This is a genomic window from Flexivirga caeni (genome assembly GCF_003724155.1).
Lineage (GTDB): Bacteria > Actinomycetota > Actinomycetes > Actinomycetales > Dermatophilaceae > Flexivirga > Flexivirga caeni.
In genome coordinates, this window is sequence record NZ_RJJQ01000002.1 from 1 (window position 1) to 22,793 (window position 22,793).

15 protein-coding genes are annotated in these 22,793 nt (G+C 68.6%); 10 read left to right on the forward strand and 5 right to left on the reverse strand.

The genetic code is table 11. The annotated features are described in order from the left end of the window. Nucleotides 1-155 precede the first annotated feature (155 nt). Nucleotides 156-998, forward strand: coding sequence for a class I SAM-dependent methyltransferase (locus EFY87_RS02410; protein WP_123269883.1), 843 nt, complete (start codon nt 156-158; stop codon nt 996-998). Here the strand turns inward: EFY87_RS02410 and EFY87_RS02415 are convergent. Then, complete coding sequence (locus EFY87_RS02415; RefSeq protein WP_148043219.1) at nt 963-2,216, reverse strand: lipopolysaccharide biosynthesis protein; 1,254 nt, start codon at nt 2,214-2,216, stop codon at nt 963-965. The genes EFY87_RS02410 and EFY87_RS02415 overlap by 36 nt on opposite strands. A 28-nt stretch (nt 2,217-2,244) precedes the next feature. On the opposite strand from EFY87_RS02415, the gene EFY87_RS02420 reads away from it, so the two are divergent. The 9 genes from EFY87_RS02420 (at nt 2,245) to EFY87_RS02455 (ending at nt 16,102) form a co-directional block, all read left to right on the forward strand. Next, nucleotides 2,245-6,672, forward strand: a complete 4,428-nt coding sequence (locus EFY87_RS02420) for an alpha-(1->3)-arabinofuranosyltransferase domain-containing protein (protein WP_123269885.1) — start codon at nt 2,245-2,247, stop codon at nt 6,670-6,672. Beyond that, entirely contained in the window at nt 6,665-7,489 is an 825-nt protein-coding gene (locus EFY87_RS02425; RefSeq protein WP_123269886.1) for a glycosyltransferase family 2 protein, read from the forward strand. The genes EFY87_RS02420 and EFY87_RS02425 overlap by 8 nt, the downstream gene beginning before the upstream one ends. Further along, nucleotides 7,486-8,568, forward strand: coding sequence for a glycosyltransferase family 4 protein (locus tag EFY87_RS02430; protein WP_245988334.1), 1,083 nt, complete (start codon nt 7,486-7,488; stop codon nt 8,566-8,568). Before EFY87_RS02425 ends, EFY87_RS02430 begins: the two co-directional genes overlap by 4 nt. Then, nucleotides 8,565-10,292 carry an MmpA family trehalose lipid delivery protein gene (locus EFY87_RS02435; RefSeq protein ID WP_123269887.1) on the forward strand — a complete coding sequence of 576 codons (1,728 nt, stop codon included), beginning with the start codon at nt 8,565-8,567 and terminating at the stop codon, nt 10,290-10,292. The genes EFY87_RS02430 and EFY87_RS02435 overlap by 4 nt, the downstream gene beginning before the upstream one ends. Before the next feature lie 56 nt (nt 10,293-10,348). Next, nucleotides 10,349-10,501, forward strand: a complete 153-nt coding sequence (locus EFY87_RS20195) for a hypothetical protein (RefSeq protein WP_158607475.1) — start codon at nt 10,349-10,351, stop codon at nt 10,499-10,501. Between the two features lie 689 nt (nt 10,502-11,190). Beyond that, a complete protein-coding gene (locus tag EFY87_RS02440; protein ID WP_123269888.1) occupies nt 11,191-12,528 on the forward strand; it encodes an HNH endonuclease in 1,338 nt (445 codons plus the stop codon). Nucleotides 12,529-12,607: 79 nt separating this feature from the next. Further along, on the forward strand, nt 12,608-13,549 hold the full coding sequence (locus EFY87_RS02445) for a tyrosine-type recombinase/integrase (RefSeq protein ID WP_123269889.1): 942 nt from the start codon (nt 12,608-12,610) through the stop codon (nt 13,547-13,549). Nucleotide 13,550: 1 nt separating this feature from the next. After that, entirely contained in the window at nt 13,551-14,801 is a 1,251-nt protein-coding gene (locus tag EFY87_RS02450) for an MFS transporter (RefSeq protein WP_123269890.1), read from the forward strand. An 83-nt stretch (nt 14,802-14,884) separates the two neighbouring features. After that, nucleotides 14,885-16,102, forward strand: a complete 1,218-nt coding sequence (locus EFY87_RS02455) for an MFS transporter (protein ID WP_123269891.1) — start codon at nt 14,885-14,887, stop codon at nt 16,100-16,102. A 75-nt stretch (nt 16,103-16,177) separates the two neighbouring features. Here EFY87_RS02455 and EFY87_RS02460 read toward each other — a convergent pair whose 3' ends face one another. The 4 genes from EFY87_RS02460 to EFY87_RS02475 all read right to left on the reverse strand — a co-directional run bounded on the left by EFY87_RS02460 (nt 16,178) and on the right by EFY87_RS02475 (nt 22,687). Further along, nucleotides 16,178-16,888 (reverse strand): ABC transporter ATP-binding protein, encoded by a 711-nt coding sequence (locus EFY87_RS02460; protein WP_123269892.1) that lies wholly within the window; start codon nt 16,886-16,888, stop codon nt 16,178-16,180. Between the two features lie 26 nt (nt 16,889-16,914). Then, a complete protein-coding gene (locus EFY87_RS02465) occupies nt 16,915-19,632 on the reverse strand; it encodes an ABC transporter permease (RefSeq protein ID WP_148043220.1) in 2,718 nt (905 codons plus the stop codon). A 217-nt stretch (nt 19,633-19,849) separates the two neighbouring features. Next, the gene (locus tag EFY87_RS02470; RefSeq protein WP_123269894.1) at nt 19,850-21,100 is read right to left on the reverse strand and encodes an MFS transporter; all 1,251 of its coding nucleotides are present in this window, start codon (nt 21,098-21,100) and stop codon (nt 19,850-19,852) included. A 321-nt stretch (nt 21,101-21,421) separates the two neighbouring features. After that, nucleotides 21,422-22,687: a glycosyltransferase family 4 protein gene (locus tag EFY87_RS02475; protein WP_245988336.1), complete on the reverse strand. Its 1,266-nt coding sequence runs from the start codon at nt 22,685-22,687 to the stop codon at nt 21,422-21,424. Nucleotides 22,688-22,793 lie beyond the last annotated feature (106 nt).

Here is a 22,793-nt window from a genome sequence, read left to right on the forward strand (position 1 = left end):
ATCACGCCACTGCCCGCCACGCCCACCCGAGGGTGGCAACAACGGTCCGATCCGCTCCCACGCCGCGTCCGTCAACTCACCACGTCCAACCACGCCAGCATCATCGGTAACACCGACTCACATCATTCGCAGGACACGCCCTAGTCTCTGCGCTCATGCAGACATCTCGCGTGTTCGACGCCATCGCCGAGGCGTTCCCGGGCGATCCGCAGTCGACCGACCCGATCGACCCGCGCTGGCAGGACCTGACCTCGCAGGTCTCCGGGTTCACGGGCGTCAACGAGCTCGCAGTGCTCAACCTCGCCGCGGCCGCGCTGCCCGCCGACGAGGCATACCTCGAGGTCGGCACCTTCAAGGGCCGTTCCCTGGTCGCCGCCGTGCAGGACAACGCCGGCAAGACGTTCTACGCGATGGAGAACTTCCTGGAGTTCGGTATGGCGGGCCAGGAGGCGCGGGCCGAGCTGACCGGCAACCTGGAGCGGTTCGCGGGTGCCGCCGACATCCGGCTGCTCGAAGGCGACGCCTTCACCCTGATGGCCCGGCCGGGGGCGATCGACCGGCCGGTCGGCGTCTACTTCTACGACGGCGATCACACCCTGCTCGCCCACTATCTCGCGCTCGCCGTGGTGGAACCGCTGCTGGCCGACGAGGCGCTGGTGCTCGTGGACGACGCGAGCTGGAAGGTCGTGCAGCGCGCGCACCGGCTCTTCCTGCGTCGGCACCCGGGGTGGCAGGTGGTGCGGACCTGGGACGTCACGGAGTCCGATGATCCGCGCTGGGCCAACGGCATGCACGCGCTGGTGTTCCGCCGCGCCGGCACCCGGTCCCGCCGGCTCAGCCCGGTCGACGAGCTGTTGCGGCGTTATCAGACGTCGCTACAGGACAAGGTCAACCAGGCGGCCTGGCGGTTCGGGACGCGGCTGCCGGAGCCGGTCAAGCAGGGCCTGGTCCGGCTGACCGTGTCACGCGCGCGGAGCGTCGGCAACGACGATCACTGACTCGTCGGGCAACGCCGTCGCCTGGTGCCGGACCACGACTTGCACGAAGCCCGCTGCTGCGACGATCAGCGCGCCCGCCATACAGACCCAGACCAGTTGCGCGGGGGAGGCGTGCCAGTGGACCGAGATCGCGACCACCTCGCCCGCGATCACCAGCCAGGTCAGCCTACTCAGCCAGCCGGTGTTGCTGCCCATCTCGGAGAAGAGCCACACCTGCGCGAGCGCCCAGGCGGTCCCGAGCACGACACACAGCAGCGCCAGGTCCCCGAACTGCCGGTAGTCGGCCCCGCCGGCGGCCTCGATCCAGCCTTGCGGCGAGATCGACACGACGCCGAACCCGACGACTCCGATCGCCGTCACCACCGCGCTCGCCTGCAGCAGGGTGCGGGTCGGCCGCGTCCCCTGCATGCGCGGCACGATGATCAGCGCAACGAACTGGGTGCCCCAGCACATAGCCCGGCCGAATGTCGAGGCGAGCGCGTAGCCGCCGGAGTCGTGAGCGCTGAGGAAGTGCCGGCTGAGCAGCATGTCGACGTTGATCAGGGCGATGTATGCCGCGAGCGTGCTGTTGGAGCGCACCAGCTCACGTGCCAGCCGGGCGGTGCGCGGCAGTGCCCGCAGCTCGGCCCGGCACAGCCATGCCCCGACGGCCGCGGTCGCGATGCCCGCGAGCAGCATCGCCGCGAAGACTCCGGTCACGTCCGCCCCGATGACCGCGCAGCACGCTGCGGCAACGACCCGGGTGCCTGCGTTGACCACATAGAGAGCCGACAGCGCGCGCAGCCGGCCACGGCCGAGCAGGATGCCCTGCAGGCAGCCGGTGACCATCATCGGCACGAGCATCCCGCCCAGCAGCACCGCCGCCCAGAACGACGGCAGCTCGAACCACTGTGCGAGTGCGGGCGAGATCGCGGCGGTGACCACGAAGCAGCCGCAGCCCACGAACAGCGCCGGGCGCAGCGCGCTGGTCGGCTCCGCCGGATCGTCCCCGGACAGTCGCCGCGCCACCACCACCTGGAAGACACCTGCCGGTATGGAGAGCAGCACGCCATACGTGGAAAGTGCTGTGTAGCCGCCGAATTCGCCAGGGCCGAGCGGTCGCGAGAGCAGCATCACGACGACGTAGCCGAGCGCGTTCGCCATACCCATCGACACGCCGAGCAACGCACCCAGTGCGGCCCCGGACGAGGGTGTGCGCAAAGCGCTGCGGACTGACACGACCACCAAGGTTACTCGCGAGTTATATTTGGGCGTCGCAATCGCGGAACACCGCCGCGCCGACGGCGACGACGCCGAACTCGAACCCTGGGAGCCGACTGACGTGCGCCGATTGATGACCGGCTATCGGCTGACCGTTCTCGGGTTGACCGTCCTGCTGGCGTTGATCGTCGGGCTCAACGGACTAGGCCACTTCTTCACCGATATCAAGCCCGAGGTCTATCTGGCGCCGGGCCGGATGATCCGGCAGTACCTGTCGGCGTGGACCGACACGCCGTACCTCGGCTCCCCGAATTTCAACGTCGGCCTGGTGCCGGTGCTGCTGGTGACCGGCGCGCTGCGCGGCATCGGGCTGTCGCCGGAGTGGACGTTCAAGGTCTTTCACTTCGCCCTGTGGCTGGCAACCGCGTGGGGCACCTCCCGGCTGACCCGCCGGCTGCTCGGTGACCGGCCCGGCGGTGACGACCGGCGCAGCACACGCTGGGCCGGCCTCGCGGCCGGCGTCCTGGTGCTGGCCAACCCCTACACGATCCAGGCGGGCAGCACGCTCGCGATCGCGCTGCCGATGTCGCTGCTGCCCTGGTCGCTGCTGGCGTTCGTCAATGCGCTCCGCAGCGCGGAGTCCGCGCCGCGAGCCGGGCGGCTCCGCCGATTCGCCCACGCCATGCGCTGGCCTGCGGTGTTCGGTCTGGAGTTCTTCGCGATGAGCGGCATGAACGTCGCGGTCGTGCCGATCTTCCAGCTGCTCGCGCTGCTTCCGGTGCTCTTCGTGGCGCTGCGGGTATGGCGGCTCGGCTGGCCGGTGGTGCTGGCCACGGTCGGCCGGTGCGCGGTCTTCGTGGTCGGTGTCTCGGTCTACTGGCTGGTGCCGGCCTTCGGTGCGCTGTCGACCGGCAACCAGATCGTCGACGAGTCGGAGACGCTGACCGGCATCGCGAAGGTGTCGTCCTTCCCCGAGGTGTTGCGCGGGATGGGCCTGTGGTCGCTCTACGGCCAGGACAATCACGGCGCCTGGGTCCCGCAGGACGCGGTCTACCTGACCAGCCCGCTGGTGATGGTGCTGACCATGCTGTGGCCGGCGCTGGCGCTGCTGGCGATGCGGTGGCTACGGGGACCGGTCCGGGTCATGGTGGCCGGGACGGTCGCCATCGCCGCCGTGGTCATGGTGGGGATCTTCCCGGCCGCGGGGCACCCGGCGTCACCGTTCGGCATCGCCTTCGAGTGGTTCGTCGGCCTGCCGGGTATGGCGGCCTTCCGCACCACCAACAAGGTGGGTGCGCTGCTCGCGCTCGGTTTCGCGCTCGCGCTCGGCGTGGCGGTGGTCAAGGTGGGGCCGCGGATCATGCGCCGGGATGGTCTCGCACCGATCGCCGCCATCGCCGCGTCGCTGTTGGTGCTGGCGTGGATCCTGCCGGCCGTGACCAATCGGCTCTACACCTCGCCGATGGACATTCCCGGCTACTGGAGGCAGGCGGCGGCCGCGATCGACCGGGGCAACCCCGACTCGGCGGTGCTCTTCCTGCCCGGTCAGACCCGCCCGGCATACCGCTGGACCGTGGATCGCCCTGATGACGTTGCCAATTCGCTGTTCAACCGGCAGGTGATCATCCCGGAGACCAGCCCGAACGCGTCGGCGCCGGGAGGCAATTTCCTGGCCTCGCTCGACTCGACGCTGGAGAACGGCGTGGTGCCGGACGGCACCATCTCCACCTATGCCCGCTACCTGGGCGCCGACACGGTGCTGATGCGCCACGACACCGACTGGGAGGACACCGGCGGGGTGCGGCCGGACGTCGTGTCGGCGATCGCCGCCGCGGACAAGGGACTCTTCGGCGTCGCCAACTACGGCGCTCCGGGTGAGTATGTCGCGACGAGCGACAGTCCTGCGGACGAGCGCGCACTCCCACCCCTGCAGCGGTATGCCGTGACGGACCCGACGTCCAGCGTCCGCGTGGAGTCCACGAAGAACTCGCTCGTCATCGCCGGCGACGGGTTCGCGGTGCCCGAGCTGGTCAGCGCCGGTCTGCTGCGGCAGCAGCCGAGCTTCCGCTACGCACAGGACCTGACGACCGGTCAGCTCGCCGGTGACCTGGGCGGTGGTCACACGCTCGTGCTGACCGACACCAACGCCCGGCGCGACGCGATCACCAACCGCCTGGCCAACAACCAGGGGCCGTTGCTCGCGGCGAATCAGCCGCTCGGCATCACCCGGACGCTCGGGACGAACCCGGCCGACCAGACCGTCCTGGAGCGCACCGGCGCCCGGGTGACCGCGACGTCGGAGGGTGGTGCCTTCTTCGACCTGCCCTGTGCCGTGCCGGAGAACGCCGTCGACGGCGACCCGAACACCTCCTGGCTGTTCGGTGACTTCGGCCGCGCCCCGGGCAACGTGCTGACCATCACCGAGCCGTCCGCGGAGCGCCTCGGCACCATCCGCATCGCGCAGGCGCAGGTCGGCGCCGTCACGATCGCCAAGGTCACCGTGCGGGCCGGCGGGAAGGCGGTGACGCGCAGCCTGCCGACGACCGGCTACGCCGACTTCCCGATGGGCGACACGACCGCGCGGCGGGTCACGGTGACCATCGACTCGACGCGCGGCACCGGCTACAACCTGGTCGGCATATCCGACATCCAGCTGCCCGGGCCGCCGGCCACCCGGTGGGCCCGGACCCCGCTGACCTTCGACGATCTCTACGACCGCCTGTCCGCGCCGGAGCGTGCGGCGTTCGACGCGACACCGCTGGACGTGCTGCTTACCCGGGAACAGGGCACCCCGAACCTGTATGACGACCCGCAGACCCAGCTCCGCCGAGTGATCAGCCTGCCCGACGAGCGCACCTTCGACGCCACCGCAGCCGTGCGGGTGGCCGGCTCGTTCGAGCCGATCCTGGACAAGGTCGCCGGATTCTCCCCGCGGGTGCGTGCCAGCTCCTCGGACTTCTACTTCCGGCTGTCGAGCACCCGCGCATCCCTCGCGGCCGATGGCGACCCGTCGACCGCGTGGGAGCCCGGCGGGAAGATGGTGGGCGCGTGGTGGCAGCTGGACGGTCCCGAACGCACCATCCGGTCGGTGTCGGTCACCCAGCAGCCGGGCGACGGCAACGCACACGACCCGCGGGACAGCTACGCGCGGCGGGTGACCTTCACGGTGGACGGCCGCACGGTCGCGTCCGCGACCCTGAAGGCCGTCGGCACGACCAAGGTCGCCATACCGTCCGTCGACGGAAAACCGGTGCGCGGCAAGCAGATCCGGATGACCATCGACTCGATCGACGGCACCGAGGCCGGCGTGCCGCCGCGCTTCACCGAGATCGACTCGGGGCTGCAGATGCGCCGCCTGCGGCTTGGTCCGATCCAGGACGCGGGCGTGGGCGACCCGCGGTGCACGGAGGTGGCGACGGTCGACGGGCATCCGGTGCGGATGCGGCCGGCCACCAAGCAGCTGGCTGGCACGGCGGCGCAGGGGAGCACCTGGGCGTTGTGCGGCACGCTGCACCTCGGCGCCGGCACCCACCGCATCGAGCCGGTCCCGGGATTCATCCTCGACGACCTGCACCTGCTGGACACTCTGCGGGCGACTCCGGCGCAGGTCGCGCAGCCGGCCACGCGCATCACGGACAACGGCGCCACGCACAAGACACTGCACGTCACCACGACCGGCCCGACAGCGGTGATCCTCGGCCAGAGCATCGCGCCCGGGTGGCACGCGACCGCCAACGGCAGGGACCTCGGTGCGGCACAGCTGCTCGACGGCTACGCGACCGGCTGGCTGCTGCCGAAGGCGGGCACCTACACCGTCCAGATCCGCTACGCGCCGCAGCTGCGCGCCGACATCGCGCTCGCGGTGAGCATCGTGGTGCTGCTGCTCGCCGTCGGGCTGGTGGTCTTCGCGTTCGTCAGCAGGCGCCGTCCTGGTGAGGACGACGGTGCCGACGGTGACGGTCCGGCCGGGTATGACGACGCCAGTGACTCGCCCGACGACGCCGATCCCGACCCCGACAACGGCGCTGGCCCCGAGACGGCCGCGCAGAGCGCGTTCGGGCTGCGCGACACCTGGGGCCGCGCACAGCCCCGGTCCGATGCCGTATGGCGCCGGGCCGCTCACCGGGCCGGGCAGCTGCTCCGGACGCGTCCGGCGCTGGAGCTCGCGCTGGTCGTTGTGGCCGGCTTCTTCGTCGGCTGGGGCGGCCTGGCCGCGGGCGTCCTCGTCGTGGTGGCGCTGCGCCTGCGGCGGGCGATGCCGGCCTGGTGGCTGCAGGTCGCGGGCGCGGTGCTGCTGCTGGTGTCGATGGGCGTCTACCTGCTCGTCCTGGGCGACGCACGCGGCACGCTGAGCGCCGACGGCGTCGCGCAGAGCCTGTGGCCGCACTGGCTCGCCGGGGCCGGGCTGGTCGTCGGTCTCGTCGGGGTGCTGCGCGAACGCCGCGGAGAGGAGAGGATGTCCGGCAATGACTGATCAACCGCTCGTGTCGGTGGTCGTGCCGACCCGCAACAACGCACGCACCATCCGTGCGTGCCTGCGATCGGTGCGCGACCAGACCTATCCGCACGTCGAGCTTGTCGTCGTCGACAACTCCAGCACCGACGAAACACTCGACGTGGCAACCGAACTCGCCGATCTCGCGCTTACCGGCGGTCCGGAGCGATCCGCCCAGCGCAACCTCGGCATCGCCGAGGCGCACGGCGAGTGGGTGCTCTGGCTGGACAGCGACATGGTGCTGCCGCCCACGAGCATCGAGCAGGCGGTCGGCACCGCACTCGCCACGGGCGCGACCGGCGTCGCGCTGCCGGAGCGCACCATCGGCGATGGCTTCTGGACCGCCTGCCGCGCCTTGGAGCGGGAGTGTTACCTCAACCAGCCGTGGCTGCACAATCCGCGGCTGGTGCGCCGCGACTACCTGCTCGGCGACGGCGGCTTCCGCCTGGACATGTCCGGACCCGAGGACGCCGACCTGCGGTTGCGGATGCGCGCCGAAGGCCGCGGCATCAAGCTGGCGCCGGTCATCGTCGACCACGACGAGGGCCGGCTGACCGTCAAGGACGTCGTGCTCAAGCGCTACTACTACGGCCGCAGCATCCCGGCCTTCGCCGGGCAGCACGACGGCGCCGTCGGCGCCCAGGGCAAGGCCGTCCTGCGTTCGTATGCCGTCAACTGGCGCCTGCTCGCGCGAGACCCGCTGCACGCCGGTGGCATGGTCGTGCTGCGCAGCCTCGAGGTCGTCGGCTACACGGCCGGCGCGCGCCGCGGCCGCCGGGACCAGGCGGCGTCGTGACCCGGCGCATGCTGTGGGTCTCGCTGCCCGACCAGCGACCACGGCGTGAGCTCTACTGGATGAGCCGGATGCCGGACACCGACGTCACCGCGCTCGCCGCGCAGGAGCCGGTGGGTGAGCTCACCTGGATTCCCAGCACCTACCGGCGGCCGGTCAAGCGCTTCGTCGAGGCCGGCGCGCTCGCCTGGGTCGACGGCCTGGCCGAGCAGCAGCCCGCGGCATACGACTGGGTGACCACGCTGGAGCTGTGCTCCCTGGTGACCGGCCAGGCGAGCCGGTGGCGCCGGGGCAGCCGGGTGCGGCAGGCGGTGCTCACCTGGGAGAACCTGCCGCGCCAGCCGCTCTACCGGATCCCGCCCTACAAGCAGGCGCTCGACTCGGCGCGCGACGCCGACCTCTTCCTGTGCATCGTGGACGCGGCGCGAGAACACTTGATCAACAACGGTTTTCCCGATCACCGGATTCGGGTGGTGAAGCCCGGAGTGGACACGTCGGTCTTCACCCCGGCCGACACTCCCACCGAGGACCCGGTGGTCGTCTTCTGCTCGCCCCTCGCGCCGAACAAGGGCATCGACCGGGTGCTGGAGGCGATGCGGCTGGTCCGCCGGCAGATCCCGGAAGCGCAGCTGGTGGTCGCAGGCAACGGGCCGTTGCGCGGCCTGGTCGAACGTGCGGCGGCCGATCGGCGCGGTGGGGTGCGCCTGGCCGGTCAGCTGGACGCGCACGGGGTCGCCGCGCTGCTGGCGAACGCCGCGGTCTTCTGCACCGCCCCGCGGCCCACCTGGAAATGGACCGAGCAGTTCGGGCTGGCCTACATCGAGGCGCAGGCCTGCGGCATACCGGTGGTCACCACCCGGTGCGGCACGAACGACGAGGCGGTGCACCCGCCGAACGCGCTCGTCGACGACGATGTCGAGGCGCTGGCCGAGGCGTTGGTCACCTACCTGGCCGACCGCGAGCTGCGGGTGCGCGTCGGTGCCGCGAATCGCGCCCGGATGCTCGCGGAGCACGACCTGACGGTCCAATGTGCCCGGATGGGAGCGGCTTTCGCCGACATCGAGGCGCAAGGCGCGCGATGACCCGGCTGGGGCGTCGCGGCATCGGGGCGATCGTCGGACTGCTCTGCGGGGTGCTCGCCCTCGGCCCGGCTCTGGGCAAGGGGTTCCTGCTGCGCTACGACCTGGTCTTCGTGCCGCGTCTCGCGCTGAGCGACCGCACTCTCGGCGTGGACGGCTCCGTGCCGCGGGCCGTGCCGAACGACTTCGTCGTCGCGGTGCTGTCGCACCTGGCGCCGGGCTGGATCGTCGAAAAGTGTTTGTTGCTCGCGGTGTTCGTGCTCGCCGGGGCGGGCGTGGGTGCCCTGTCGCGCAGCAGGCTGGGTGCGGCGGCGGCCGCCCTGGTCGCGTGCTGGAACCCGTATGTCGCCGAGCGGCTGTCGATCGGCCACTGGGGTTATCTCCTCGGCTACGCGTGCGTGCCGTTCCTGGTCCGCGCGGCCGGCGACGTGCGAGCGGGCCGGCGCCGCGCGGGTGCGCGGCTGGGTGTGTGGCTGCTGTTGAGCGCCGCAACGGGGTCCACAGGCGCCGTGCTCGGGATGATCGCGACGCTCGCGGTGCTGCTCGTGCCGAGCCGGGGCAACCGGCTCGAACGTGGCGAACTCGCGTGGGCGGCAGGAGTTTTCGTCCTCGCGAACGCCACTTGGTGGTTTTCCTATCTCTTCCTGGCTCCGTCGCAGTCGACCTCGCAGCTCGGTGTCGACGCCTTCATGTCCAGGGCCGACACGCCGTGGGGTGTCGTCGGGTCGCTGCTGACCGGCGGCGGCATCTGGAACTCCGGCGTGTGGTTCGCCGAACGCTCCTCCGTGGTGGTGTCCTGCCTGGCCCTGCTGGCGGTGCTGCTGTGCGTGGCGGTCGCGGTTGCCGATCGGGTATGGCGGGAGGGTCCCGCGCTCGGCGGACTCGTGGTGGCCGGGCTGCTCGGGCTGGTGCTTGCCGCGGCCAGCGCGCTGCCCGTGGGTCGCGAGCTGATGACCGCCGTGATCACCGATCTCCCGGGCGGCGGGCTGCTGCGCGACGCGCAGAAGTTCGCCGGACTGTGGCTGATCCTGGTCGCGGTGCTGGGCGGGCGGCTGGTCGAGCGCGTGCGTCGCTTCGGAGTTTCGGCGGGCGTGCAGGGCGGCGTCGCCGTCGCGCTGGTGGTCGCGAGCTGGCCGGTGGTGACACTCACCGGATTCGCGTGGGGCGCAGGGGGAGCGTTCCGGGCAGTGGATTACCCGCCGGCATACACCGCGATGGCGGCACGGATCGACGCGCTGCCCGCTGGCGCGGTCGCGGTCTTTCCGTGGAGCCAATACCGGCAGTACGGCTGGGACGACGACGTGGTGCTGCTCGACCCCTGGCAACGGCTGGTCGACAGGAACGTGCTGGTCAACGACGACCTGCCACTCGTGGGCGGCCAGGTGGTCCCCGGGGAGAGTCCGCAGGCGGCCCGGATCACCGCGGCGGTGCACTCGGGTCGCGACATACTGCCGACCCTGCGGGAGCAGGGGGTGCGCTACGTGCTGGTGGAGACCGACCAGCCGGTCGGCGCAGGGGAGCCCGATCTGAGTTCGGTGCGCCGGATCGCCGCCGAGCCGGGGTTGCGTCTCTACGATCTAGGCGGTGACGTGCGTGGACCGGCCCCCGGACCGGGCGACCGTTACACCGGCTGGCTGCTCGCCGCGCTCGCGCTGCTGGGGGTTGCGGCGCGGCTGGTGCTCGATAGCCTGAGAGACATCCGCACATTTGCGCTGACTCGCGGGTAACATAGGAGTTCACGCAGCGCCGCACCGGCAGACAGCAGCAATCCGAGAGGGACGCGATGGGCGAGTCCAACAAGAAGGTCCTCTACAACGTGGGTGGGGCAGTCGTCGGTGCCGTCCTCGCGACCGTGGCGATCTTCGGGCTGATCGCGCAACAGGGCTCGGTGACGCAGCCGCAGAAGTTCTCCTCGACGATCAACTACAACCAGTAGTTCGTCCCGCCCGCAGATTCCCCGCAACGCCAACACATTCCGGGACTGGCTGAGGTGCGCGTTCAGCGACCTCGGAAGTTGCCGCTGCGCCCACAAAACCCCGCAGAAAGACAGTTGCCCCGGGAGTCCGAGCCGTGCAGCTCGAATGGTCGCCGGGGCGTTACGTCTAGATCTTTATCGAGCCCGGGCTGGTAATCAAGCGTCGCGTTGTGAGCGTCGCGGCGGGCGCGGTCGAAGCGATCACCGCCCTCGGCCGGCCCGGCGGACGCCCTTTCGGCGGCGACCCGGACACGCACGAAGAAGTGTAAGCCGGCTTGGTCGAGCGGTGGCCGGCGTGATCGGCTTGTGTCGACGGCGGCGGCCCGGGATCGGCGCGCGTGGCTCCTGCACGGCGTCGAGGAGCCCGAGTGGGCACTTACTGACGGGTACAGGCCTCGGTGGCGACGCCGTCCCCTGACGAGTCCGCGCCGAGCGGGGTAGTTCCGCACCGAGCGGGGTAGAACCAGCGCGAGAATCCGCGTGCGTAAGTACCCCGGTCGGCGGTGAAGTACCCCGCTCGGCGAGGAAGCGCACCATGCCGCCCCCCTCTCCGGGACCTGTGCACAAACCGGCCGGGTCCCGGGGGATGTGGACAACACAGTGTCACGAAAACTGTTGCATCCGAACAACATTCGGGTATACTCGAACACATGGACGACACCACGAAAACCAGTGCGGGAGACGGCGTGGCCGTCTTCGGTGTTGCTGTGGTGTCCGCGTTCCGCGAGCAGCTGACCGCACCCATCAGTGCGGATGCTGACACCGACCTGCTGGCCGAGCTACGGGCGTTGGAGGAACTGAAGAACGCGATCAGCGCCCGGCAAGCCCGGATCACCGTCGCCGTACATGAGCGGCAGCGTGACCGGGATGTTCCGCGCGGGATCGACCCGGCCGACACCGCGCGGCTGGTCGGGTCACACGTCGCACTCGCCCGCCGCTGCTCACCCCACTTGGGGTCCCGGCTGCTGGGTCTCGCGCACGCCGTCGTGGAGGAAATGCCGCACACCCTGGCCGCGCTCACCACCGGGGTGATCAGTGAAGGGGACGCCACCACCCTGTGCCGGGAAACCGCATGCCTCACGAAAAAGGACCGGGGCACGGTGGACGCCGGGGTCGCCGACCAACTCGGGCAGGTCAGTCACCGCCGCCTGGAAGCCACCGCCCGGGAACACGCCTACCGGGTCGACCCCGCCGCGATCGTGGCTCGCCGGGCACGGGCTGAAACGCAACGCCGGGTCACGCTACGGCCCGCACCCGACTGCATGACCCAGCTGACCGCTTTGCTGCCGGTCAAGGACGGGGTCGCCTGCTACGCCGCCCTCACCACCGCAGCCGGCGCCGCCCGCGCCGACTCGGGCGACACCAGGTCGCCGGGGCAGGTGATGGCCGACACCCTGACCGAACGCGTCACCGGCCGCACACCCGCCGACGGTGTCAACGTGCAGGTGAACCTGCTGATGCCCGTCGACACCCTGACCGGAGACACCCCAGCCCACCTGGCCGGATACGGACCCATCCCCGCCGACCTCGCCCGCCAACTCGCCACCGGCAGCGACGAGAACACCCGGGTGCAGGTGCGGCGCCTGTTCACCCACCCCGGCACCGGCGACCTGATCGGCATGGATTCCCGGGCACGCACCTACCCCGGGCTCCTCGCCCACCTCATCCGATTGCGGGATCAGACCTGCCGCACACCGTTCTGCAACGGCACGATCCGGCACATCGACCACATCCGCCCCCACGCGTCAGGCGGGGAAACCACCGAACGCGACGGCCAAGGACTCTGCGAACGCTGCAACTACGTCAAAGAACACCCCGACTATTCGGTCACCGGCGATGCCGGACAAACCACCACCTCCACAGGTGGGCTGACCGCGACCAGTCACCCACCCCCACCACCCGGGTTACCGCCACCCACCCGCTCATACACCGAACGCACCCTCATCGACTTCATCTGGGTCGAGGGCATTTACCGAGAAGCCAGCTGAGCAACCCGGCGGCTTGTAGTCGACGATCCGCCCTTCGATCGGGGCGCTGACGCTGGTTCCCTGACAGCTGGTTGTGACAATGGCTATTGTCACAACCATGGACTTCGACCGGCTGCTCGATCAGTACGTGGCGGACCTCATCGACCGCGGGCGTCGGCCGGCCACCGTGCGCGGCTACCGGACAGACCTGCGCAAGCTCGGGCAGTCGCTGGGCGGCCGAGAGTTGACGGCGGAGAGGGTGACCCGTCACCTGGCCTCGTTGACGGAGTTTGCGCCGGCGACGAGGGCTCGTCATACCGCCGCCTTGCGCAGCTTCCTGCGGTGGTACGACGCGCGGACTCCGGGTAGGCCAGGGCTGCTCCGCCTCCTCGACGGCGCATCGCCGCGCCGCGACACACCGACGCACCCCAGCCCACCGGCCGGCGGCAGCACGACGACCGACCCGCACGCGGACTGTGACGGAGACGCGGCGCTGCGGTGCATTCCCAGGCAAGCGGACCGCGACCACCTCTTCTTCGGGCTGATCCGGCGCCTGGGTCTGCGGCCCTCCGAGGCACTCAACCTGCGCGTGGAGGACATCGACAGGTCCGCGCGACACCTCGACGTACCGGGCTGGGGCGGCATTCGACGCAGGGTGTATGTCGACGACCTCGACGTCCACTTGCGCCTGCTCAACTGGCGCGAAGCAATCGGCCGAACAAGCGGTGCGCTCTTCGCCGGCGAAAACCCCGAAAAGCCAGTGAGTTACCAGGCGATGGCAAAACGATGGGACCGCTACGTCCGCGAAGCCGCAGTCGTCTCGCACCTGGGCGATCTGCGACGAGCCCACCTGGCGGAACTGACCGCTGGCGGCATACCGGCATCGGTGATCGCCCAACGATTGGGACTGCGTAACCTGCCGATCACCAGCTGGTCCTCACCGGCCCAGGACAGCGACCAACTCCTCGACGCCTGGCACGACGCACGCCACCCCGCCGACGTCGGCAAACCGAAATCACCTCGGAGAACTTCGGGAGCCTGACGTGGCCTCGCTGTGGCGGAACCGGTCGTTCAACCTGCTGTGGACCGGCCAGACCATCAACGGTGTAGGAAGCGCGGTGTCGACGGTCGCGATCCCGCTCGTCGCGGTCAAGCAACTGCACGCCGCACCGTTCGGTGTCGGGGTCATCACCGCGGCCGAGTGGCTCCCGGCCTTGCTGATCGGCCTCCTGGTCGGCGTCTGGGTCGACCGGCACCACCGGCGCGCCACCATGATCTGGGCCGGCGCCGGCCAGGCTGTCTCGATGGCAATCGTCCCCGCGGTCGCGCAGTGGGGCCGGCCGACGATGCCGGTACTGATCCTCGCGGCCGGATTGTGCGGGCTGTTCGGGGTGTTCTTCCGCACCGCCTACAGCCCGTACCTGCGCCTCGTCGTGCCGCGGGAAGACCTGGCACGGGCCAACGCCAAGCTGCGCAGCAGCCGCTCGGTCGCCAGCATCTGCGGACCCGCGCTCGGTGGCGCCCTCGTGCAACTCGCCGGTGCCGCGCGGGCAGTCACCGCGGACGCAGCCAGCTTCCTGGTCGCGTGCCTGTGCATCTCCCGCATCGACATCGAGGAGCCACCACCGGCCCGGACCAGCGGCGACACGTCCCTGTGGCCCGCGATCACCGATGGCGTTACCTACCTGCTACGTGCCCGGCTCCTGCGCGCAGTGAGCCTGTCACTGGCAGCAATCAACTTCCTGCTCACCGCCGCGGGAGCGGTCGAGGTTTACTTCCTGGTGCGGGACGTTCACCTCTCCGCCGGCTCCATCGGCGTCATTCTCGCGGTAGGCTCCAGCGGCGGCCTCGTCGGCGCCTTCATCGCGGGCAGCGTCACCGAACGGTTCGGATTCAACGCTGCGGCGGCCGGGGCGCTCTGCGTGACCGCGCCGCTCGGACTACTGATGGCGTGCGCCGGTCGCGGGCCGGCAGCGAGCCTGTTCGCAGTCGGACTCTTCGTGCTCACCTTCGGGCTCACGATCTCGACGGTCGCCTTCATGACGCTGCGTCAACTCGCCAGCTCACCGGCGATCCTGGGCCGGGTCTCGGCCACCTCGGACCTGCTCATGTCGGCCACCATCCCGCTCGGCGCACTCATAGGGGGCGCCCTCGGGTCATGGCTCGGCGCACGCGTGGCACTGTTCGCGATCATCGCGACACTCTGCCTCCTCGCGCTCGGACTGGTCCTGAGCCGAACCCTCACCGGCTCCCATACCACCGCCGAGGAACCTGCGACCGCCAACTCCGGCTAACCAATGGAACGCACCGATTGAAACACTTGTATGACGTACATTTGTTCGCCATACTGGATCGTTGTGATGGCTAGAGGCGTCCCGTGACTACGACCGCCGAGGACAGCCGGCTCAAGCTCCCTGGGAAGTTCTGGCGGTTGTGGTGGGCCTCGACTGTCGACACGGTCGGAGATGGTGCGTTCGCGGTTGCCGTGCCGTTGCTCGCGGTCAGCCTGACCAGGGATTCGCGACTGATCGCCGTGGTGTCGGCGGCCAGTTTCCTGCCATGGCTGCTGGTGTCGCTGCCGGTCGGGGCGATTGTCGACCGGCGTGACCGCACCAGACTCATGTGGACGTCGCAGGTCTTCCAGGTGGTGATCGTCTCGGTCGCCGCGATCCTCATCGGCCTGCATCGTTTCGACATTGCGGCGCTGGCGGCGGTCGCGTTCGTGCTGGGCGTCGCGGAGGTGGTCTTCGGCAACGCTTCCCAGGCGGTGCTGCCCGAGATCGTTCCGAAGTCGTTGCTGCACAAGGCAAACGGATATCAGTCGACCACCGCTCGGGTGGGGCAGACGTTCGTCGGGCCGCCGATCGGCAGCTTCTTGTTCGCGCTGTCGGCGGTCTTCGCGTTCTGGATGAACGCCGCATCCTTCGCGGTGTCTGCGGCGATGCTGGCGGGCCTGACCGTCTCGCGGCGGACCACGTCCGTGACGCATCAGCCGATGACCGGTGCGATAAAGAAAGGTCTGTCGTTCCTGCTGCGTGACCGCCTGTTGCGCACGCTCGCGATCCTGCTGAGCGTCAACACGTTCTGCTTCCAGATGGGGCAGGTGACGCTGGTGCTGTTGGCCACGCGGGTGCTGCACCTGAGCCCGCGTGGCTACGGGATTGTGTTGGCAGTGGCCGCGATCGGCGGCATTCTGGGCGGACTCACCAACGCCCGCATCGTCACCCGGCTCGGCGAGTTCCGTGCAGTGGTCGTGTCGTTGACGATCAACGCGTTGGCGTTCGTAGCGATCTCTGCCTCGTCCGATGCCGTCGTCCTTGCACTGTCGCTGGCGGTCAGCGCATTCACCACCACCCTGTGGAGCATCGCGACCGTCACCCTGCGACAACAACGCGTCCCGAACCAGCTGTTCGGCCGGGTCAACAGCGTCTACCGCATGCTCGGCTGGGGCCTGATGCCACTCGGCGCCCTGGTTGGCGGATTCGTGGCGCACGGGATAGGCAACCGCACCCCGTATGCCGTCGCCGGCATCATCCGCGGACTCGCGCTACTCGCAGCGCTACCAGCACTGCGAAGCGCCATACGAACGAAGTGAGCGCGCCCACCGAACGCGAAACCAACGTTCGTCATCTGCGTGTGACCACCCTAGCCGCACGCAAATTCTGCATGTTCATGGCGTTCTCGCGTCTGCATTTTTCTGTTCGTCGATGTGTCCGGAGTCGATGTGTATGACATCGTCGGCTTGCGCGGCGACGGTGGTGTCGTGGGTGGCGATGACCAGCGTCGTGCCGTGGTCTTGTTGCAGTTGGAACAGGAGGTCGAGGACTCCGGTAGCGGTGGTGGTGTCGAGGTTTCCGGTGGGTTCGTCCGCGATCAGCAGGGTGGGCCGGTGGATCATGGCCCGGGCGATCGCGACGCGTTGTTGTTGCCCACCGGACAGTTGGGAGGGCATGGCGTGTTCGCGGCCGTGCAGGCCGACCGCTTCCAGCAGTTGACGGGCCGCGTCGTGCCGGTCGAAGTCGACCCGGCGGGCGACCAGGGGCACGAGCACGTTGTCCAGCGCGGATAGGGCTGGCAGCAGGTGGAATTGCTGGAACACGAACCCGATGCTGGAGCGATAGTCGGCCAGCTTGTTGCGGGTGAGCGCCCCCAGGTTCTGGCCATCGACGGTGATGGTGCCACTGTCGGGCCGGTCGATCCCGCCGATCAGGTGCAGCAGCGTCGATTTCCCGGAACCGGAGCGTCCCACGATCGCGGTGGCGCTGCCCTCGTCGATGGACAGGGTGAGGTGGTCGGCTGCCTGGATGGTGCTCTCGCCGAGCCGGTAACTCTTCGTGACGTCGTCCAGGTGGATGAACGCCGTGCTGGGATCAGTAACCATGACCGCCTTCCGTGGTGCCCGTGTCGTTATTCGGCGCTCAGCACGCGTGCGGTGTTCAACCGGGCGGTGTGCGCAGCAGGGATGACGGCCGCGGCCAGAGTTGCCAGCACCGCGGCCAGGCCGATGACGATGCCGGTGATGACGACCGTCGCATCGAACGCGGATAGTGACGCTGCCAGGGCGTATCCGACGCTGGCGCCGATGAGGGCACCGAGGGCCCCGATCACCGCGGCCTGGGTGATGACCAGCCGCAGCAGGGTCGCGTCACGCCACCCGGTGGCTTGCAAGGTGGCGTAGTGCGGGGCGTTCTCGGTGGCGTCCAGGTAGAGCAGGTCCGCGACGCTGATCAGTCCGAGCAGCGCGATGATCACGGCAGCGGCGATGTCGCTGCCATGCACCTGCACCGAGATCGCGTTGCCCATCAGGGTGCCCACGACGTCACCGTGGAACGCGAACTGGATTGCCAGCAGCGTGGTCAGCGCGGCGACCCCGATCGACAGCGTCAATGCGCCGGTGACGGCCCGCAGGCGGGCCCGGTACAACATGGCCAGGGCGGTGCTGGTGACCCCGCGTAACCGGATCGGGCGGCGGGGGCTGACCACGGCCGGGTAGACCGCGTCCAATGGTGCGGCCCTACTGGCCCGCACACCGGGCACGACCCCGGCGACCACGGTCAGGACCAGCCCGGCCGGGACCGCGAGAACTGCTCGGGCGGGGGTGACCGCGGTGCCCAGGGCGTTCCCGACCGGGATCGCCAGGAGTGCCCCGAGGATCCCGGCGGTCAGCCCGATCACGGTCAGCTCGACGATCACCGAGCGGCGGATCGTCCCGGGCCGCCAGCCCAAGCAGGCAAGCACCCCGAGCTCGGTGCGCCGGGATCGCACGGATGCCACGGCGGCGTTGCCGACGGTCAGTGCGCACGCGATGAGGATGAGCGCGAACAAGATCGCGCTCTTGCGGTCGATCGCCGACACGATCGCATACGCGGCGCCCTTCTTCACCCAGTCCTCGCGCACCTGCAAGGCCGGGACACCATGCGCGCCGGCGGGCAGGTCCACCGTGCGCGGCGCCGGCGAGGCACCCATGGTGATGTCGACGTCCAAACCTGTGGTCTTACGGATGCGCAGCGCGAGTTGCTGCACCCGGTCCCGGCTGGCCTGATCGGTCCCGGTCACGCCCTGGACGCGGATCCGGATCACGCTGATCGGTGCGTTGGTGGTGCCGATTCCCAAGAAGTTGCTCGGGGACGTGAACGTGGGTATCGCGGCCAGGGTGGTCAGCAGCATCGGCGGTGCCTGCTGGTACCCGGCCGGGTTCAGGTTCGGCAGCAAGTCCCGCCCGCCCAACAGTTTCCGGGTGCGGGCGTTGGCTGCGGTCAGCGCGGGCGTCTGGTAGGTCTCCATCGGCACCTTCGACAACTGCGAGAAGCCGCGGATCTTGGTCGGGTCGAACGTGCCCACATCGCTCAGTCGGACGCCTCCGATGGTGTTCGAGGCCGGGTAGGAGGTGATGGTCCGGAACCCGGTCCCCGACGCGTCCGGCGGCACATCGCCATACCCGCTGGTCAACGGGGTCACCCAGGTCGATGCCGGGTTGCTGTGCGGCACCGCGTGCAACACACCCCGGGCGTCGGTGGTGTATGTCGTCGGGCCGGCCTGCACCAGGCTGAACAACAGACGGTCATCCATACTCCCGATGAACTGCTCATACGCACCCGCCGTGCCGACCGTGAACGTCGCCAGATGATGTGACGGCGCGGACAGCACCAGTCGGCGGCCCGTCGTCTCCGAAGCGCCCTGCCCGATCCGGGTCGCGACACTCCCCGGCAGCGAACTGATCGACACCTGAGCGGTCTCATCAACCAATTGCGTGTCCGATACGAGCACCGGCACCGACACCGACCCGTCACCGGTGCCCTTCGATTGCGGCCGGTCCGCGGCCGTCAAGTACCGCCCCTCAGTAACCGTCTTGTTCACCCCGTCAAGTGCGGCCTCAGCGGCCGGGTCGATCGCGGCGATCGTGACCGGGAACGACCAATTCAGCAGGACCGCATACCGGCCCTGCCCCGCATCAGACCACTCCTTGCCGTTCCAGCCGCCATCGCGTGACCAGCAGAAGGTCTGCCACTGATTCGCCACCATGAATGGCGACCCCGCCGGGGTGGACCCGAAGCCCGGGCTCGGGCACACCAGTGTCCCTTTCCCGGACCCGGACTGCTCATACGGGCCGAACGCGCCGCTGCCCTCGGGTGGCGGCAGCGACAACGAGTTCGACGTGACATACACGAAACCCTGCTGTCCGGGGATGCGCGACAGGCCCCGCTGGCTGACCTGGGTGACTGTGTAACGGACCGCCCCCCGACCGTCCTTCGGCAGGAACCGGGTCACGTCCGCCGGCACGGATACTCGCTCGAAGACCTGCCCGAGCATCGCGACAGGTGCCGCGACCTGCACCCCAGGCAGCTTCTTGATCGACGCGTACTGGGCCATCGTGATCCCGCCATAGATCCCGGACAAGTAGTTGGGCCGCACCTCTCCGGCGGTTCGTTCCTCGGCGGTCGTGCTCTTCGGTGGCCGCACCAGGATGTCGTATGACGAGCGGAAATTCGCCCGGACCGTCCCCGTCGTGACCAACTGGCTCGCGCGAACACTGCCGGTCAGCACCACGAACGAGGTCACCGCGATCAGCACCGCCGCACCCAGCACGAGCGCCCGCGCCCACTGCCCCCGCAAACTCCCCAGCACGAACCTCACCAAGCATGCCTAGCGGGCGCCGGAACACCTGTCCACGCGAAGTGGGTTAGAGAGCCCCTTCGTCCTCAAATTGTTACGAGTGATGCTGATCGAACAGCCTGCAACAGGAGCAACGCCCCCCGCGCACGCGCGGAATGGCGTTCACGACACAACAACCATCGCGACCAGGTTCCTTGGTGCGCCGTGGACGACTTCCGTTCGAGAATTGTCATTCAGCGGGTTCTACTTCGCTCAGTAGTGGGATGCTGCGGACGTGCTTGTTCATCGTGAGGAGCACTGGACTGGTCGCTAATATCACGACCAGGATGGAAAGGGTCGTGAACGCTCCCAAATACTCGAGTCCGAGTCCTCCGAGAAATGCAGTAAATGGTGTCAGAATTCCCGCCATGAAGCTGATAGCGCTACGCACGCGTCCTTGGAGCTCATCGGGCGTGATGGCGAAGCTGTACGCTTGAAGTCCAGCGTTGAGGATCGGCACCATCAGCAACCCGAAGAATACGAGCGTTACTTGCACCGGGAGCGAATTGCGAAATACGTCCATTACCGAGTAGGCGACCAGCAACACCCATCCGAGCGCAACGCAAATCGTTCCGGTTGGTATGCGTTTGGGCACCCTAGGGGCAATCATTGCACCCAGTACGATTCCCGCGCCGGAAGCCGTCCCGATAAACCCGATCAACGCTGCCGGCACGCCGTTGCGTTTCAGGTGCAGGATTATCGTGAAGTCAAAACCGGTGAGCGCGAAATTGATGATGGCCGCGGTTGCGCATATGTCACGTATGGCGGGCTGGGACCACACGAAGCGTAGGCCGGTCCGGATGCTGACAATGACTGATTCTCGAACTTTCCGCTCTGGCTTACCGAGGGGATGGCGAACGCTGGCAACGCCTACAACGGATGCGAAGAACGAGAGCGCGTTCGCCGTGAACGGGAACATCTGATTGATACCGAACAAGACTCCACCGAGTGGACCGCCAGCGAGATTGGCTGCAGCTTGACGCCCTTGGTTGACCGATAGAGCTGCTGGCAGTTGTTCGGTTCGCACTACCTTGCGGATCGCTGCTCCCTCGGCTGGCCCAAAGAAGGACGCCATCGTACTAGAGAGAAAGCCCACGACGACGAGTTGGGCTAGGGATAATCGGTGCAGCGTCTGAGCAATAACGATCGAGGACCACAATAGTGCACGTACTGCGCTGCTCGTGATCATGACAAGTTTGCGGTGCCACCGATCTACTAAGGCACCAGCGAGCAGGCTGAACAATACGGTAGCCAGAGTGGATGCGCCACCAACTACGCCGGCTTTGGCGGCTGACCCGGTCAGGGCCAAGGTCATCAATGGCAGCACGAATGCGGCCATCGAACTACCCAACTTGCTGATAGTTTCACCAGTCACAAGGCGGACGTAATCACCGTTTCGCCACAGCGCATCAGTCTTCTTGGCCTCCTCGGTGGTCGTCACGGCAGCCAACTATATTCATATTGTGAGTCCCGGCCTGTTATGAATTTGTCCCCATGGGCGGCGTCTTTACCGTGGACCTGCTTCACTGGCACATCCGCCAACATGTCCTTTTCTTTGGGATCAGTCTGGTGGATGCCGACTGAATGTCGCTCGGATTCCGCGATACGCTCGGCACGCAGTCCGATCCACACGACGACTCGCCTCTCGGGTCGTTACTGCCGACGCTCGACCATCGAGCGGTTCGCGGTCAGCCTAGAGTGACCCCGCCATGATCGTCGCCCTATTTATATGCCGCAGGGGTGGCCGGCTCAAGAGCTCAATTCAGCGCTGGGCAACGAGCTGAGCCTCGACCTCGCCGGCGCCATTCGTCTGCTCCGCCCGATCGGCCAGGATCTCGCCGATCGTCCGCAGGCGTACCGCACGGGCGACGGGCTGCACGGGGCGCGGAGCCAGGCCGAGCACCGACTTGAGCGTGAGTTCCAGTGCCTTGCCGCTGCTGGCCCAGTCGAACGCGAGCGCGTGGGTGCGGGCCGCCCGGCCGAACGCGGTGCGCAGCTCGTCGTCGCGCAGCAGCAGGGCGACCTGTTCGCGCATCTCCGCTGTGTCGTGGGCGAGCAGCCCGGTCGAGCCGTGCCGGATCGACTCCGTCGGGCCACCCGCATGCGCGAACGCCAGCGACGGCGTCTCGTGCAGACCCGCCTCGACGATGGTCAGCCCCCAGCCTTCCTTGTGGGAAGGCACCATCATCAGCCACGACCGCGCCAGCAGCCGGTGCTTGGTCCCGTCGTCGACGAAACCGTGGAAGTCCACCCGGTCACGCACTCCGCGCTGCGTCGCGTGCCGCACCAGGGTGTCGTGCCAATAGCCGGTGCCGATGACGTCCAGCCGCAACTGCGGGTGTTCCGGCAACAGGTCGGCGAGTATGTCGATGGCGGTCTCGACCTGCTTGTGCGGCACCAGCCGGCCCAGCACGGTCAGCACCGGGGTCGGGCTCTTCTCACCCACCAGGCCGTCCTCGAGTGCCGTCGGCCGATCGTTGCCGGAGTAGACGACGTCGATGCGATCCTCGTCGATGCCCAGGTCCACCAGGTCGACACGGCTGGCCTGGGAAACCGTCACATAGCGGCACTTCCGATAGACGCGCGGCGCGACGCGCGACTCCAGGAACCACCCGAACCGGGCGAGTCGCGGACCGAAGATCACGCTCCACTGATCGCGGTGCACGTGATGCATCACGTTGACGACCGGCGATCCGGCCAGCAACGGAGACCAGAACGGCACGCCGTTCTGCACATCGATGATTACGTCGTAGTCGCGGCGGTGCCGGGCGACATACACCAGGCCGGCGACGTAACAGGTGAACCGGCCGCCCTGCCGCAGCACCCGCACGGTGCCGTGGTCCTCGACCGGGCGGGCGCCCGGGAAGCGGCTGGTGAAGACGGTGACCCGGTGCCCGAGATCGGTCAGCACCTCGGCGGTGCGCTCGGTGAACGTCTCCGCGCCGCCCGCTTCCGGATGCTGGCGGTCGCGCCACGACAGATAGAGCACCCGCAGCTGCGAAGCCGTCTCGGCAGGGCGAGCGCGCACGAAGTTCCCCAGTCGGTCGAGTGACGCCGGACACATCGTCCGGGCACCCGGTACAGTAACGCCGATTGCTACTCGTTGGTAACTGGAGGCCCAGCGTGTTTGCTCC